Genomic DNA, 15627 nt, shown 5'->3' with positions numbered 1-15627 from the left:
GGAAAGGCGCGGTATACCGCGCCCTTCCGGCACTGCCTTACTCGCCCTGTCGGGCCGGCGCATCGAGCTCAAAAGCGGTGTGCAACGCGCGCACCGCAAGCTCCAGGTACTTCTCTTCAATCACCACCGAGACTTTGATTTCCGAGGTGGAGATCATCTGGATATTGATGCTTTCCTTGGCCAGGGCCTCGAACATGCGGCTGGCAACACCGGCATGGGAACGCATGCCCACCCCCACGATCGACACCTTGGCAATTTTGGTATCGCCGACCACTTCACGGGCGCCAATCCCGCTCGCGGTGTTCTGCAGGATACGCTCGGCCGCATCGTACTCGTTGCGGTGCACGGTGAAGGTGAAATCGGTGGTGTTATCGTGCGAAACATTCTGCACGATCATGTCGACTTCAATATTTGCGCCACTGATCGGACCGAGGATCTTGAACGCCACGCCCGGAGTATCCGGCACGCCACGGATCGTCAGCTTGGCTTCATCGCGGTTGAAAGCGATGCCGGAAATGATCGGCTGTTCCATGGATTCCTCTTCATCAATAGTAATGAGGGTGCCCGGACCCTCTTTGAAGCTGTGCAATACGCGCAGCGGAACGTTGTACTTGCCGGCAAACTCCACCGCACGAATCTGCAACACCTTGGAACCGAGACTGGCCATCTCCAGCATCTCTTCGAAGGTGATCTTGTCCAGGCGCTGAGCCACGGACACGACACGCGGATCGGTGGTGTAGACGCCGTCCACATCGGTGTAGATCTGGCATTCATCCGCCTTGAGAGCCGCTGCCAGCGCAACGCCCGTGGTGTCCGAACCGCCACGTCCGAGGGTGGTGATGTTGCCGTGCTCATCCACACCCTGGAACCCTGCTACCACTACCACGCGACCGGCTTTCAGATCAGTACGAATTTTCTGATCATCAATCTGCAGGATGCGCGCCTTGGTATGCGCGCTGTCGGTCAGGATGCGCACCTGGCTGCCCGTGTAGGACACCGCTGGCACGCCGCGCCTGTTCAGCGCCATGGCCAGCAAGCCAATGGTCACCTGCTCGCCGGTGGACACGATCACATCCAGCTCACGCGGCAACGGTTGCTGATCGCCACTGATGGCCTTGGCCAGTTCGATCAGGCGATTGGTTTCACCGCTCATGGCCGACAGCACCACCACCAGGTCATCGCCGGCGTCGCGGAACTTCTTAACCTTGTCGGCGACCTGCTCGATTCTTTCGACAGAGCCGACCGAGGTGCCTCCAAATTTCTGTACGATCAAAGCCATTTCTAAGCCGCCTCAGCCCGTAAAGGGGCGCCTGATTTCCAATTCAACCAGCACTCAACCGCCCGCGACCGGGTCGCGGGCCGTTTAACAGCGCCTTAAATACCTGCTTCGACAAATGGCACGGTCAGGGCCAGGGCCGCATCCAGGGCACCGGCGTTCACACCACCGCCTTGCGCCATGTCCGGGCGACCACCGCCCTTCCCGCCCACTGCCGCAGCGGCCTGTTTCATCAAATCACCGGCTTTGAGTTGGCCAGTCAGGTCCTTGGTTACACCCGCAACCAGCACGACCTTATCCTCATGCACACCGCCGAGCAGGATCACTGCGCGGCCGAGCTTGTTCTTCAACTGATCGACCAGGGCCAGCAACGCCTTGCCGTCCTGACCGTCCAGACGTGCCGCCAGTACTTTCACACCTTTGACGTCCACTGCAGCGGCCGACAGATCGTCACCCGCGGCACTGGCCGCCTTGGCCTGCAACTGTTCCAGCTGCTTCTCCAGCGCACGGTTGCGCTCGAGCACGGCGGACAGTTTGTCGATCAGGTTGTCGCGGCTGCCCTTGACCAGGCTGGCCGCTTCCTTGAGTTGTTCTTCGGCCGCATTCAGGTAGGCCAGAGCCGCAGCACCGGTGACCGCCTCGATACGCCGCACACCAGACGCCACACCGCCTTCGCTGACAATTTTCAGCAGCGCGATGTCGCCGGTGCGGTTGGCGTGGATACCGCCGCACAGCTCCACCGAGAATGCGCCGCCCATGCTCAGCACGCGCACGCTGTCGCCATACTTCTCGCCGAACAGCGCCATCGCGCCCTTGGCCTTGGCGGTGTCGATATCGGTTTCTTCGGTCTCGACCGGAGTGTTGCGACGAATCTCGGCGTTGACGATGTCTTCAAGGGCCTTGATCTGCGCAGGCTTGATCGCTTCAAAGTGGCTGAAGTCGAAGCGCAGGCGCTGGCTGTCGACCAGCGAACCCTTCTGCTGGACATGCTCGCCCAGCACCTGGCGCAAGGCCGCGTGCAGCAAGTGGGTGGCCGAGTGGTTCAGCGCGGTGGCATGGCGCACGTCCGCATCCACCTGGGTGTCGACCGGTGCACCGACCGTCAGATTGCCCAGCACCAGCACACCGTGATGCAGGAACGCACCGCCGGTCTTGGTGGTGTCACGCACATCAAAACGCCCGGACGTGAAGCTGAGGAAACCACAGTCACCGATCTGGCCACCGGATTCGGCGTAGAACGGCGTCTGGTCAAGCACCACGACGGCTTCTTCGCCTTCGCTCAACACGTCGACGGATTTGCCGTCCTTATAGATCGCAACGATTTTGGCCGCGCCGGCGGTCGCCTTGTAGCCGATGAATTCGGTCGGCACGTCGACCTTGACCAGGGTGTTGTAATCCAGGCCAAAAGAGCTGGCGGACCGGGCGCGCACGCGCTGGGCCTCCATCTCACGCTCAAAGCCGGCCTCATTGATGGTCAGCTCGCGCTCACGGGCGATGTCGGCGGTCAGGTCCATCGGGAAGCCGTAGGTGTCGTACAGTTTGAACACCACGTCGCCCGGCACGACCGTGCCTTTAAGCTCGGCCAGATCCTGTTCGAGAATTTTCAGGCCGTGTTCCAGGGTCTTGGAGAACTGCTCCTCCTCGGCCTTGAGCACGCGCTCGATGTTGGTCTGCTGCTGCTTGAGCTCAGGGAAAGCCTCGCCCATCTCGGCCACCAGCGCGGCGACGATCTTGTAGAAAAAGCTGCCAGTGGCGCCCAGCTTGTTACCGTGGCGGCAAGCGCGACGGATGATGCGGCGCAGCACGTAGCCACGGCCCTCGTTGGAGGGCAGCACGCCGTCGGCGATCAGGAAACCGCAGGAACGGATGTGGTCGGACACCACCTTGAGCGAAGACTGGCTTTCATTGGCGCAGCCAATGGCCGCCGCCGAGGCGCTCAGCAGGTTGGTGAACAGGTCGATTTCATAGTTGGAGTGAACGTGCTGCATCACCGCACTGATCCGCTCCAGGCCCATGCCGGTGTCCACCGACGGCGCCGGCAGCGGATGCAACACGCCGTCGGCGGTGCGGTTGAACTGCATGAACACGTTGTTCCAGATTTCGATGTAACGGTCGCCGTCTTCTTCCGGCGAGCCCGGCGGGCCGCCCCAGATGTCGGCGCCGTGATCGTAGAAAATCTCGGTGCAGGGGCCGCACGGGCCGGTGTCGCCCATGGTCCAGAAGTTGTCGGACGCGTACGGCGCGCCCTTGTTGTCGCCGATGCGAATCATGCGTTCGGCGGGCACGCCGATCTGTTGGGTCCAGATGTCATAGGCTTCGTCGTCCGTCGCGTAGACGGTGACCCAGAGCTTTTCCTTGGGCAGCTTCAACACGCCGGTGAGGAAGGTCCAGGCGAAGGTGATCGCATCTTTCTTGAAATAGTCGCCGAAGCTGAAGTTGCCCAGCATTTCGAAGAAGGTGTGGTGGCGAGCGGTGTAACCGACATTCTCCAGGTCGCTGTTCTTGCCGCCGGCGCGTACGCACTTCTGGCTGCTGGTGGCGCGGGTGTAGGCGCGCTTTTCCTGGCCCAGGAAGCAGTCCTTGAACTGGTTCATCCCCGCGTTGGTGAACAGCAGGGTCGGGTCATTGCCTGGGATCAAGGAGCTGGAGGAGACACGGGTGTGACCTTGCTCTTCGAAGAAGCGAAGGAAGGCTTCACGGATTTCTGCGCTTTTCATTAGGTTCTTCCACGGAGGCTGCGGCCAAAGGCCAGTGCGCAACATCATCAGACGGAGCGACGGCAAAGGGCCGCATTATATCGGCCCTTTGCCGGGGGTACAGCGTGTTTATACGATAGAAACGTTCAATTAGACGGCCTGCACCTGTCAGTTGCGCGAAAACTCGACAAATGCCCGCACCACCTGTTCGAGCTGCGTGCGGCTCACATCCATGTGCGTGACCATACGCAGGCGTGGCGCCGTGCTCAATTTGATGCCCCTTTCGCCAGCAAAATCCTTGAACGCCTGGTGACGGTCACCCATCTGCACGTAGACCATGTTGGTCTGCACCGGCTCCACGGGGTAGCCGGCATCGCGCAGCGCCTCGCCCAGCCACTGGGCGTTGGCGTGGTCGTCGGCCAGGCGCTGCACATGATGATCCAGCGCATACAGCCCCGCCGCCGCCAGCGACCCCGCCTGACGCATGCCGCCACCGACCATCTTGCGCAGGCGTCGCGCCTTGGCGATCAGCGCTGTGGAGCCGCACAGCACCGAGCCCACTGGCGCGCCCAGGCCCTTGGACAGGCACACCGACACCGAATCGAAATGCCGGGCGATCTCCCGCGCCTCCACGCCCAGCTTGACCGCCGCGTTATAAAGCCGCGCGCCGTCCAGGTGCAGGGACAGGCCATGTTCGTGGGTAAACGCGCGGGCCCTGGCCAGGTAATCGAGCGACAGGACCTTGCCCTGCATGGTGTTTTCCAGCGCCAGCAGGCGGGTAGGCGCGAAGTGAAAATCGTCGGGCTTGATCGCTTCCAGCACCTGGCCCAGATCGAGGGAACCGTCGGCCTGCGCCTCCAGTGGCTGGGGTTGAATCGAACCGAGCACCGCCGCACCACCGCCTTCGTATTTGTAGGTGTGCGCCTGCTGGCCGACGATGTACTCCTCGCCGCGCTCACAGTGGGCCATCAACGCCAGCAGGTTGCTCATGGTGCCGGTAGGCACGAACAGCGCGGCGGCAAACCCCAGGCGCCGGGCCAGCTCGGCCTCCAGGCGATTGACGCTGGGGTCTTCCCCGTAGACGTCATCGCCAGTGGCGGCAGTGGCCATGGCATCAAGCATACCGGGCGTGGGTTGGGTCACGGTGTCGCTGCGCAGGTCTATGACGTTCATCAAGCAGGCCTCTGACGGTGGGGTGTAGTGACGATTACTGCGGGCAACGCCGCGCAATATCAAGCCCTGTGTGGTCGGGAATCGAATATCCATCAAACAAACCGATCTAGGTGATCGATACGGCAATCGTGCAGTTTTGCAAAAACCGTGTTAAAAACCCTTCGCCGTCAGGGTTCTGACGGCAACGTTCTCAGGGCGGGGTGTAATTCCCCACCGGCGGTAATTGCGCGCAATGTGCATAGCCCGCGAGCGCTTGGCGCCTCGAACTGCTCACGCAGGACGGCGGCAAGGTCAGCAGACCCGGTGTGATCCCGGGGCCGACGGTCATAGTCCGGATGAAGAGAGAACGGGATTGGCACCCAAGCGCCGCGCGTCGACCTCATGCCTGCATGACGTCGCTGTGCGTACCCTTGAAATCCCATTCGATTCATAACGCCCTGTTTTTTTCTTAAACAGGAGTCAGAACATGCAACCCACCGCTATCGACAGCAAAAGCAAAAACCATCACGGCGAGCGCGTCGCGTTTATCCAGGCCTGCTGGCACAAGGATATTGTCGACCAATCCCGCAAAGGCTTCCTCGCCGAAATGATCGCCCAGGGCTACCAGGAATCGGACATCGATTTCTTCGAAGTCGGCGGCGCCTTTGAAATGCCCCTGCACGCCAAGCTGCTGGCCAAGACCGGCCGTTACGCCGGCATCGTCGCCGCCGCGCTGGTAGTGGACGGCGGCATCTACCGTCACGAATTCGTCGCCCAATCGGTGGTCAGTGGCCTGATGCAGGTGCAGCTGGAAACCGAAGTGCCGGTGTTCTCGGTGTCCCTCACCCCGCACCACTTCCACGCCGGCAGCGAGCACCACACCTTCTTCTACGAGCACTTCGTGCACAAGGGCCAGGAAGCGGCGCGCACCTGTGCCGATACGCTGCACAAGATTCGCGCGATCTATCAGAGCGAGCTGCAAAAGCGCGTCAGCTGAGTCCGATTGCCGCCCAATCGCACGGGCAGTCCCGTGCGATTGGGCATCCTATATAAGTAAAGCCAGCAACCGCGGTACCGACGATGTAATGGCGTTGACGCTTGTCACAAGCGCTTCCCAACCATCATCGGAGTCACCATGTCTCACGTTCCTTCACTTCCCCTTGCCCCTCGTGGCGCTGACCTTCAATGGCTCATTGACGGCCGCCTCAGCGCGCCCGCCAGCCGCACACGCTCTCTCAACAGAGACCTCCATATTCAAAAAACACTGACGTTCATTACGCTGCATCAAACGCCTCTCGTCACCGTCGAACGAGAGTTGGCCGATGAACTTCACGACTACATCGTGTTTACCACCCACGACGAGGACGACCGAATCCACGTCGATATACGCCCTCAAGATAACGGCCTCATGGTGGTGATCAATAGCGAGCACTTTGTGGTTACCGTGGCCGGGTTGAACCAGTTCGTCGTCTTTCGAACGCAGGGTGGCAACGACCTGATCCACATCGCCGAGAACGTGACGCGGCCGATACTGGTCGACTCGGGGGAAGGTGACGATCATATCTTCGCCGGAGGCGGCTATACGCGTATTTTTGCAGGCCCTGGCAACGATATAATCCTGAATCACCGAGGCCCCGCCTATATCGAAGGGGGCGACGGCGCGGACCAGATTTTCTCCCTCGCAGACGGTGAAATGACCGTCTACGCCGGCGCAGGAGACGACAAGGTTATCGCCGCAAGCGGGCTGGCGTTCATCAATGGCGGCGAAGGCGACGATCAATTAACGGGCGGGAGCGCGCACAACATCCTGACAGGAGGCCCCGGCAACGACTTGATACAGGCAGGCCCCCGCTCAAACGTGCTGTATACCGGCGAAGGGCTGGACGTGGTCACGCAGCTCAAACCAGATGACAAGGTCTTCGCCAACCCCAACAGCGGCCTCGCAGCGGCAGGACAGTTCATCGCACATGGTTTGACGCCCTCGGACACCTCACCCGAGTGCCCTCACCCTCAAGCGCTGGTGACCGATATCCAACCACTCTCCCTGCAAAACAGCGGCATACGAGTCATCGGCAGCGTGGAATTTCAACAGCGGGTAAACGATGACTTGCAGCTGCTGGCCAACTCGCCCAACGGGCAGCACCTGTTCCGGGCGCTGTATGCCGCCGAACTGCGCAGCGGTACACCCATCAACATTTATGAACTGCAGGACGAGGCCAATGGCCTGTTCGTGCCCAGCCCTGCTTCGACGCCTCCCGCATTCATTCAGGACAACAGGCCCGGCACGCCCTCCTATGGCGGCGCTGTGTATTACAACCCTTCGTTCATCGGCAATCGAATGAGCAATATCCCGTTGCTCTATCACGAACTGTGCCATGCCTATAACGTCGTCACCGGCACTTCGTTGCAGGGCGCCAGCCTTGACGGTGCAGACGGCAACAAACCGCGCGCGATCATCTCCAATCACGAACTTCAGGCAGTCGGCCTGCCGACAGACGCCATTGCTTTCGATTTCGACAATGACCCGTCCACGCCACCCACCCACACCAACGCCACACCGTTCACCGAAAACGGTATCCGAGAGGAGCTGGGCATGCCGCCACGCAAGCAATATTCATCTCCACCTATTTGAACGCGGCGGCGCTCTCCGAGATCGGCACGATCAGGATCCCGGCGCGCAGGCCATTCTTCACCTTCGGGTTAGGGAAGATAATGCGCGCGCCCTCCTCCTCGATCACCCAGCGGGTCTTGGCCACGTCTTCGGCCAGCAGGTGGCCTTTGTCCAACTGCGAAAAGTTTTCCACGTCTGCCGGCAGATGCATCAGGAAGGCGTCGCTGTGTTTGATGACCTCACGGGCGACCGCGAACAGTTGCAGGCCGTCCAGGGTCTCGCCCGCAGGCTCCGTGCCCTCGATGATCTGTGTCAGGCGCGTTTCCAGACGCGACACATCAACGCCCTGGTTGTGCCCGAACGGCCGCGCCTTGCCCAACTCCAGGGTAAAGGCCTCGGCATCGAGCTGCTCATAGGTGAACGCGGTAAAGGTGATCGAGGCTTTATTCTGCAGCAGCACCGCTTGCATGCCGGCGGCGCTCAGGCGCGCCAGTTCGCGGCGCGAATGCTGGCGACCTTCTTTCCACGGGTAAAGCGCAAACTGCTCGATCTTCGAACCGCGAATGGCGGTGTGCAGGTCGTAATGCAAGCGCCAGCGGCCCGGCAGGCTGAAAAAGCTGCGGGCCAGTTGCTCGAGCTCGGCGGCGCGGATGGCCTCCGGGCCGATGTTTTGTTCATGCCGACCATTGAACAGCCGGTTGACGTCCAGTTCCAGGTAACGCTCGCCGCGACGCATGGCCTCGGGGTTACCGAACAGAAACAGAATACGGTTACGCGGTTTGATCTCGCCCCGGGCGATGCCATGCAACAGGCGGTCGAGCAGTTCGATCGGCGCGGTTTCGTTGCCATGGATGCCTGACGACAGCAGCAGGTCGCCGCCGGCGTCCAGGGCCTGCGGCGGGCGCACTTCGAGCGCGCCCTCGCTGAGCCAGCGCATCTGCACGCCGTCGACAGTCAGTTGAATTTTTTGCGCCGGTTCACGACCGGCGAGGGTCAGTTCAAGCAGTTTGCCGAGGGCGAGCATACGCAGCTTCCTTAGTGGTTGCAGCCTGGGCCATGGACGTGATCGTCGTCATCGCCGTCGACGTCGGCCGGTTCCATTTCCAGTTGCAGGCTCATCAGGTTGGTGGCCAACGGGCGCATCAGCAGGTTGGCGTACTCGGCGTCGCCCTCTTCCACGTCCACACCGATCAGCAACTGGCCACGGCCATCGTGCTGGATCCAGATCTCCTTGCCCTGCCAGACCACGGCAACGCGCGTGCAGGAGGTTTCCAGCTGGGTGCCGTCGGTGTCTTCAAGGATCAGTTTCAGGGTGTCGGTGGTCATAAATAACTCTCAGCCGTGGATGGGTATTAATTGATCTGGAACGGATAAACCGAGCCCAGTTTAAGGATTTGCGTCAGTTCATCCAGTGCCGTCCGGCACTCAATCAGCAATTGCGGGTCAGCCAGGTCGGTTTCGCGCAGGCTGTCGCGGTAGTGTCTGTCGACCCACTGAGTAAGGGTCTCGTACAGCGGTGCGGTCAGGATAACGCCCGGGTTCACCGCCGCCAGTTCGGTCTCGTTCAATGCCACGCGCAAGCGCAGGCACGCCGGGCCGCCGCCGTTCTGCATGCTTTGCTTGAGGTCGAACACCTTGACTTCGCGGATCACGCCCCCGGCGGTGGTGAGGGTTTGCAGGTAACGCCACACGCGCTCGTTGGCACGGCATTCCTGCGGCACGATCAGCAGCATCGAGCCGTCCGGCCGGGTCAGCAACTGGCTGTTGAACAGGTAGGAACGCACCGCGTCCTCGACGCTGACCTCGGCGCGCGGCACACACACCGCCTGAAAATGGCCGCCCAGCCGGGCCAGCTTGCCGTGCAGTTCGGCGAGCACCTGCTCGGTGTTGAGGAATGCATCCTCGTGATAGAACAGCACCTCGCCATTGCCCACCGCGATCACATCGTTGTGGAACACACCGGCATCGATCACCGCCGGGTTCTGCTGGGCGTAGACCACGCCGTCATCCGCCAGGCCGTGCAGGCGTGCGACGGCCTGGGACGCTTCCAGGGTCTGGCGCGCCGGGTACTTCTGCGGCACCGGGTAGCGCGGGTCGAAGGCGCTGCGGCCGAACACGAAAAACTCCACACCGGCCTCGCCATAGCTGCGGCAAAAACGCGTGTGGTTGGCCGCGCCTTCGTCGCCGAACTGCGCCACCGCCGGCAAGGCGGCGTGATGGGCGAAGCGCTGCGCGTCGGCGAACATCGCCCCCAGCACGCGGCTGGTGGTGGGGTGTTCGATGCTGCGGTGGTATTTGCAATTGAGGTTGGCGGCGGTGAAGTGCACGCGGCCGTCAATGGTATCGGCGCTCGGGCTGACCGTGGCGGCGTTGGCCACCCACATGTTCGAGGCGGAGCAACTGGCGACCAGCAACGGCATCGCCTGCCTGGCGGCCTGCTCGATGACCTGCGCGTCGCTGCCGCTGAAACCAAGGCTGCGCAAGGCGGCCACATCGGGGCGCTCCTGGGGCGCGAGCACGCCTTGCACAAAGCCCATGTCCATCAGCGCCTTCATTTTCTGCAGGCCCTGCAACGCCGCTTCCCTGGGGTTGGAATGCTGCTGGCTGTTGCTCTGGGACGCGACGTTGCCGAAGGACAAGCCGCCGTAGTTATGGGTCGGCCCCACTAGACCGTCAAAATTGACTTCACAGGATTTCATCGGCGAGGCTCCACGAACATCTGTTTTTATAGGCTTCAAAAGTCTCAACACACCCCTCCCACAAGCGCACACACACTTTCAGAGCAGTGTGATGCCCGGGGTCAGTGCTGCTGGCAACGTCAGACTCGGGGTCTCCAGCGACGCCACCGGATACGCGCAATAATCCGCCGCGTAATACGCACTGGCGCGATGATTGCCCGAGGCGCCTACCCCGCCGAACGGCGCGGTGCTGGCGGCACCGGTCAGTTGCTTGTTCCAGTTGACGATGCCCGCCCGGCTTTCCAGCCAGAACTGCTGGTAGCGCGCTTCGGAGTCCGACAGCAAGCCTGCGGCCAGGCCATATTGAGTGTTGTTGGCCTCGACAATCGCCGCCTCGAAATCGGCGTAGCGAATCACCTGCAGCAGCGGGCCGAACAGTTCTTCGTCTTCGCGCTCGCTCACGTGCGTCACGTCGATAATGCCCGGGGTGAGCAGCGCGGCCTGGTCCTGGGGTTGAGTCATCTCCAACAGCGCGACCGCGCCATTGGCCAGCATCCATTCCTGCGCGTCCATCAACGCCTTGGCCGCCGCGAGGGAAATCACCGAGCCCATGAACGGTGCCGGTTGCTGGTCGAACGCGCCCACTTCGAGGGTCGCGCAAACCGCCACCAGGCGTGCGAGCAGGGCATCGCCCCAGGCGCCTTGCGGCACCAGCAGGCGGCGCGCGCAGGTGCAGCGCTGGCCGGCCGAGATGAATGCCGACTGGATAATGGTGTACACCGCTGCGTCCACATCGGCCACTTCATCGACCACCAGCGGGTTATTGCCGCCCATTTCCAGGGCCAGGATCTTGTCCGGGCGCCCGGAGAACTGCTGGTGCAGGTGATTGCCGGTGCGGCTGGAGCCGGTGAAGAACAACCCGTCGATGCCAGGGTTGGCGGCCAGCGCGATGCCGGTCTCGCGTGCGCCCTGCAGCAGGTTCAGCACGCCCGCTGGCAGGCCGGCGTCGATCCAGCATTGCACGGTCAGCTCGGCGACTTTGGGGGTCAGCTCGCTCGGTTTGAACAGCACGGTATTGCCCGCCAGCAACGCCGGCACGATATGCCCGTTGGGCAAGTGGCCCGGGAAGTTGTACGGGCCGAACACCGCCACCACGCCGTGGGGTTTGTGACGCAGCACGGCGGTGGCGTCGCCCAGAGGGCCGCTCTTCTCGCCGGTGCGCTCACGGTAGCTTTGCACCGAGATGGCAATCTTGTTGGCCATGCTGGTGACTTCGGTGGCCGACTCCCACAGGGGCTTGCCGGTTTCTTCACCGATGCAGCGGGCGATTTCATCGGCGCGCTTTTTCAGGGTGGCCGCGAAGGCTTCGAGCACGCTGATACGCTCCTCCAGCGAGCGCCGGGCCCAGGCCGGGAACGCCTTGCGCGCGGCCTGCACGGCGGACTCGACCTGCTCCACAGTGGCGCCGTGGCCGGCCCACAGCACCTGCTGGGTCACCGGGTTGCGCGATTCGAACAGCTCTCCCTGGCCAGCCAGCCAGCTTCCTGCGATATACAGCGAATTCATTATTTCGACTCCCGGGCAGCAGACAACGGTACGGCGCGCACTTGATCACCCACTACCAGTTGCAGGCGCTTGGCGGTCAACGGGTCGACTACCAGCGTACCGGCAGCCAGGCGCGCCGGCGCGGCGGTGATGCGGCAGTCTTCGCGCTTGCGGTTATGGATCAGGAACGGCGTGGCGTCGTCCCCCGGCGTGCCGATGGCCAGCACCAGCGCCTGACTGTCGCGCACCGCACGGATCCTGGCGGTTTCACATTCCACTGCCGGGCCGGCGTCGAAAATATCCACGTAGCCCTGATAACTGAAACCCTCGCTCTTGAGCATGCTCAACGCCGGTTCGGTATCGGGGTGCACCTTGCCAATCACGTTGCGCGCGTCTTCGGAAAGAAAGCAGCTGTACAGCGGAAACTTCGGCATCAGTTCGGCAATGAACGCCTTGTTGCCCACGCCGGTGAGGTAGTCGGCCTGGCTGAATTCCATCTTGAAGAAGTGGCGGCCCAGGCTTTCCCAGAACGGCGAGCGTCCGGCGTCGTTGGACACCCCGCGCATCTCGGCGATGATCTTGTTGCCGAACAACTGCGGGAACTCGGCGATAAACAGCATGCGCGCCTTGGCCAGCATGCGGCCGTTGAGGCCGTTGCGGTAATCGGCGTGCAGAAACAGCGAGCACAATTCGGAATTGCCGGTGAGGTCGTTGGCCAGAAACAGCGTCGGGATCTCGCGGTAGATATTCAACTCCTGTGAGGCGCTGACGGTGAGGCCGACACGAAAGTTGTACCAGGGCTCGCGCAGGCCGACGGCACCGGCAATGGCGGAAATGCCTACCACCCGGCCTTCGTCGTTTTCCAGCACGAACAGGTAGTCGGCATCGCCGCGCCCGGCGTCACCGCGAAAGGTCTTTTCGGCCCAGCCTACCCGATGGGTCAAGCGTTCCTCGTTGGCCGGCAAGGTGGTGAGGCCGGTGCCGGTGCTGCGCGCCAGATCAATCAGGGCCGGTAAATCGCTGCTGCGTACGGGACGAACGATCATGCTATCTCCTCGAACGGGCCGCTGTGGTCAGCCACCCGCGAAACTCTCTCTTTAAACCGCAACCAGACGCACACTCGCGCCTTCGCCCACGCCCAACGCTTCAGCCGCCGCCAGGTCGAGGACCACCGGTTTACCGGGCGCGTAGTCCAGCTCCAGCATTACCGCGCGGTAATCCTGCAACTGCGCGTTGCTGACCAGGTACTGGCGGCCTGCGCCCTTGACCATCTCACCGATCTTCACTGGCACCACGCGGCTCTGGGCAATCGAGCGAATGCCCGAGACTCGTGCGTGCAGGGTCGGGCCGCCGTCGAAGATGTCGATGTAATGGTCGGTCTCGAAGCCTTCGCGCATGAGGATGTCGAACGTGATCTGCGCCCGCGGGTGCACCTGGCCCATTGCCTCCTGGGCGGCGTCCGGCAACAGCGGCACGTAGATCGGGTAATGGGGCATCAGTTCGGCGAGAAACGTGCGGCTTTTGAGCCCGCACAGGCGCTCGGCGGCGGCGTAATTGAGGTCGAAGAAGTTGCGGCCAATGGCGTCCCAGAATGGCGAATCACCGTTCTCGTCGCTGTAACCGACGATCTCGGTCACCACCGAATCGGCAAAGCGCTCGGGGTGGCTGGCGACGAACAGCAGGCGGCCACGGGAATTGAGTTCCGACCACGGCGAACCGACCAGCTCAGGCACCACGTAGAAACTGGTGAGCAGGCTGTTGCCGGTCAGGTCGTGGCATTGGGAAAGCACGTGGATCTTGTTGTGGATCTTCAGCTCGCGGGAGGCGTGCACGAAGGTTTCATTACGGAAACTGTAGAACGGCTCGGAGTAACCGGCCGAGGCAACGATGGCCGAGCAACCGGCGAGCTTGCCGGTGGCCGTGTCTTCGAGCACGAAGAAATAGCTTTCTTCGCCGTTGAAACTCACCTCGGCGGCGAATGAGGCTTCGCTGGCGGCGATCTTGTCGCTCAGGCGTTCCACATCGTCCGGCAGGGAAGTGACACCAATCGGGCTGTCCGCAGCCAGACGCTGTACCTCGCCCAGGTCAGCCATTTGCGCGGGGCGCATCACCAGCATGGGGTCACTCCTTAACTCGAAAAACTCATGGGGAAAATACCGGGAAGCCCGGGTACAACTCAGTTCCAATGTGGGAGGGGGCTTGCTCCCGATAGCGGTGGATCAGTCTCTGATGTATCAACTGACAGACAGCAATCGGGAGCAAGCCCCCTCCCACATTGGGTCCGGTCCGGCGGATAGATTTTTATCAGGCCTGGGTCAGCGTTTTTACCGCACGCTCAAAACGATCCAGGCCTTCGTTGATGTCTGCCTCTTCCACCACCAGACTCGGCGCAAAACGCACCACGTCCGGGCCGGCTTGCAGGACCATCAGGTTTTCTTTCTCGGCCGCGTTGAACACGTCCTTGGCCCTGCCCTTGAATGCGTCGCTGAGCACGCAACCGATCAACAGGCCCAGGCCGCGCACCTCGCTGAAAATGCCGTATTGCGTGCCGATCTGCTGCAGGCGCGCCTTGAACTGCTCGTGCTTGGCGTTCACGCCCGCCAACACGTGCGGGGTGTTGATCACGTCGATCACCGCTTCGGCCACCGCGCACGCCAGCGGGTTGCCGCCGTAAGTGGTGCCGTGGGTGCCGACCACCAGGTGCTTGGCCAGCGCTTCGGTGGTGAGCATCGCCGCAATCGGGAAACCGCCGCCCAGGCTCTTGGCGCTGGTGAGGATGTCCGGCGTCACGCCGTAGTGCTGGTAGGCGAACAGGTGGCCGCTGCGGCCCATGCCGGTCTGCACTTCGTCGAACACCAGCAGCGCGTCGTTGGCATCGCACAGTTCGCGCGCGCCTTGCAGGTAAGCCAGCTCGGCCGGCAATACGCCGCCCTCGCCCTGGATCGGTTCGAGCACCACCGCGCAGGTCTTGTCCGACACGGCGGCCTTCAACGCGGCCAGGTCGTTATAAGGAACGTGGGTGATGCCGGTAATTTTAGGCCCGAAGCCATCGGAGTACTTGGACTGGCCACCGACGTTGACGGTGAACAGGGTTCGGCCGTGGAAGCTGTTGAGCGCGGCGATGATCTCGTACTTCTCAGTGCCGAACCGGTCGAACGCCACGCGACGGGCCAGCTTGAACGCGGCCTCGTTGGCTTCGGCGCCGGAGTTGCAGAAGAACACGCGCTCGGCAAAGGTGGCGTCGATCAGCTTGTGCGCCAGGCGCAGGGCCGGCTCATTGGTGAAGACGTTGGACACATGCCACAGCCGGTTGGCCTGTTCGGTGAGTGCACCGACCAGCGCGGGGTGCGCATGGCCCAACACATTGACCGCGATGCCGCCGGCAAAGTCGATCAGCTCGCGACCGGCCTGGTCCCACACGCGCGAGCCTTGGCCACGCACCGGGATGAAGGCGGCGGGTGCGTAGTTGGGCACCATTACCTGGTCGAAATCGGCACGTTGCACCGGGGCTTGCTCAACGGACATCGGAGTCTCCTGAAGAGGAACGCCCGCCTGAAACTGGCGGACGATGCAGGGATTGTAAGGACAGTTTTCCGGGCGGCCTTGCCGCCAAGCGACAACTTCTTATAGCGCAAACCCCGGTTTTACGCGGGTTTACGCCAATGCGAC

Annotated in this window: 12 protein-coding genes and 1 riboswitch; of the genes, 2 read left to right on the top strand and 10 right to left on the bottom strand. The window is 62.3% G+C overall.

Annotation, left to right across the window (positions count from 1 at the left end):
- Positions 1-37: 37 nt before the first annotated feature.
- The 3 genes from LUB09_RS14870 to ltaE form a co-directional block, all read right to left on the bottom strand.
- Positions 38-1279, bottom strand: a complete 1242-nt coding sequence (locus LUB09_RS14870; protein ID WP_209983998.1) for an aspartate kinase — start codon at positions 1277-1279, stop codon at positions 38-40.
- Between the two features lie 95 nt (positions 1280-1374).
- Positions 1375-3993 (bottom strand): alanine--tRNA ligase, encoded by a 2619-nt coding sequence (gene alaS, locus LUB09_RS14865; protein WP_231422922.1) that lies wholly within the window; start codon positions 3991-3993, stop codon positions 1375-1377.
- Between the two features lie 147 nt (positions 3994-4140).
- On the bottom strand, positions 4141-5145 hold the full coding sequence (gene ltaE / locus LUB09_RS14860) for a low-specificity L-threonine aldolase (protein WP_231422921.1): 1005 nt from the start codon (positions 5143-5145) through the stop codon (positions 4141-4143).
- A 182-nt stretch (positions 5146-5327) separates the two neighbouring features.
- Positions 5328-5497: riboswitch (FMN riboswitch) on the top strand.
- Between the two features lie 114 nt (positions 5498-5611).
- Here ltaE and LUB09_RS14855 point away from each other — a divergent pair.
- Entirely contained in the window at positions 5612-6121 is a 510-nt protein-coding gene (locus LUB09_RS14855) for a 6,7-dimethyl-8-ribityllumazine synthase (protein ID WP_209984004.1), read from the top strand.
- Between the two features lie 138 nt (positions 6122-6259).
- Positions 6260-7756 carry a M91 family zinc metallopeptidase gene (locus LUB09_RS14850; protein ID WP_231422920.1) on the top strand — a complete coding sequence of 499 codons (1497 nt, stop codon included), beginning with the start codon at positions 6260-6262 and terminating at the stop codon, positions 7754-7756.
- Here the strand turns inward: LUB09_RS14850 and astE are convergent.
- The 7 genes from astE to LUB09_RS14815 all read right to left on the bottom strand — a co-directional run bounded on the left by astE (position 7749) and on the right by LUB09_RS14815 (position 15483).
- Positions 7749-8759, bottom strand: a complete 1011-nt coding sequence (astE, locus tag LUB09_RS14845) for a succinylglutamate desuccinylase (protein WP_231422919.1) — start codon at positions 8757-8759, stop codon at positions 7749-7751. The genes LUB09_RS14850 and astE overlap by 8 nt on opposite strands.
- An 11-nt stretch (positions 8760-8770) precedes the next feature.
- Entirely contained in the window at positions 8771-9061 is a 291-nt protein-coding gene (locus tag LUB09_RS14840) for a hypothetical protein (protein WP_060757326.1), read from the bottom strand.
- Positions 9062-9087: 26 nt separating this feature from the next.
- Positions 9088-10434 (bottom strand): N-succinylarginine dihydrolase, encoded by a 1347-nt coding sequence (gene astB / locus LUB09_RS14835; protein ID WP_231422918.1) that lies wholly within the window; start codon positions 10432-10434, stop codon positions 9088-9090.
- A gap of 78 nt (positions 10435-10512) precedes the next feature.
- Positions 10513-11982 (bottom strand): succinylglutamate-semialdehyde dehydrogenase, encoded by a 1470-nt coding sequence (gene astD / locus LUB09_RS14830; RefSeq protein ID WP_231422928.1) that lies wholly within the window; start codon positions 11980-11982, stop codon positions 10513-10515.
- Positions 11979-13004 carry an arginine N-succinyltransferase gene (astA, locus tag LUB09_RS14825; RefSeq protein ID WP_209984012.1) on the bottom strand — a complete coding sequence of 342 codons (1026 nt, stop codon included), beginning with the start codon at positions 13002-13004 and terminating at the stop codon, positions 11979-11981. Before astA ends, astD begins: the two co-directional genes overlap by 4 nt.
- Positions 13005-13055: 51 nt before the next feature.
- Positions 13056-14075: an arginine/ornithine succinyltransferase subunit alpha gene (gene aruF / locus LUB09_RS14820; protein WP_209984015.1), complete on the bottom strand. Its 1020-nt coding sequence runs from the start codon at positions 14073-14075 to the stop codon at positions 13056-13058.
- 187 nt (positions 14076-14262) lie between these two features.
- Complete coding sequence (locus LUB09_RS14815) at positions 14263-15483, bottom strand: aspartate aminotransferase family protein (protein ID WP_209984016.1); 1221 nt, start codon at positions 15481-15483, stop codon at positions 14263-14265.
- Positions 15484-15627 lie beyond the last annotated feature (144 nt).

This window comes from Pseudomonas sp. Leaf59 (genome assembly GCF_920984685.1).
In the GTDB taxonomy this organism is placed as follows: domain Bacteria; phylum Pseudomonadota; class Gammaproteobacteria; order Pseudomonadales; family Pseudomonadaceae; genus Aquipseudomonas.
Note: the sequence above shows the minus strand (reverse complement) of the source record. Positions and strands in the feature narration are given on the sequence as shown.

Bases quoted from the DNA above. Each gene is read 5' to 3' on its own strand.
- LUB09_RS14815 (WP_209984016.1), bottom strand. From the start codon at position 15,483: ATGTCCGTTGAGCAAGCCCCGGTGCAACGTGCCGATTTCGACCAGGTA.
- astE (WP_231422919.1), bottom strand. From the start codon at position 8,759: ATGCTCGCCCTCGGCAAACTGCTTGAACTGACCCTCGCCGGTCGTGAA.
- LUB09_RS14840 (WP_060757326.1), bottom strand. From the start codon at position 9,061: ATGACCACCGACACCCTGAAACTGATCCTTGAAGACACCGACGGCACC.
- astB (WP_231422918.1), bottom strand. From the start codon at position 10,434: ATGAAATCCTGTGAAGTCAATTTTGACGGTCTAGTGGGGCCGACCCAT.
- alaS (WP_231422922.1), bottom strand. From the start codon at position 3,993: ATGAAAAGCGCAGAAATCCGTGAAGCCTTCCTTCGCTTCTTCGAAGAG.
- LUB09_RS14870 (WP_209983998.1), bottom strand. From the start codon at position 1,279: ATGGCTTTGATCGTACAGAAATTTGGAGGCACCTCGGTCGGCTCTGTC.
- ltaE (WP_231422921.1), bottom strand. From the start codon at position 5,145: ATGAACGTCATAGACCTGCGCAGCGACACCGTGACCCAACCCACGCCC.
- astA (WP_209984012.1), bottom strand. From the start codon at position 13,004: ATGATCGTTCGTCCCGTACGCAGCAGCGATTTACCGGCCCTGATTGAT.
- LUB09_RS14855 (WP_209984004.1), top strand. From the start codon at position 5,612: ATGCAACCCACCGCTATCGACAGCAAAAGCAAAAACCATCACGGCGAG.
- aruF (WP_209984015.1), bottom strand. From the start codon at position 14,075: ATGCTGGTGATGCGCCCCGCGCAAATGGCTGACCTGGGCGAGGTACAG.
- LUB09_RS14850 (WP_231422920.1), top strand. From the start codon at position 6,260: ATGTCTCACGTTCCTTCACTTCCCCTTGCCCCTCGTGGCGCTGACCTT.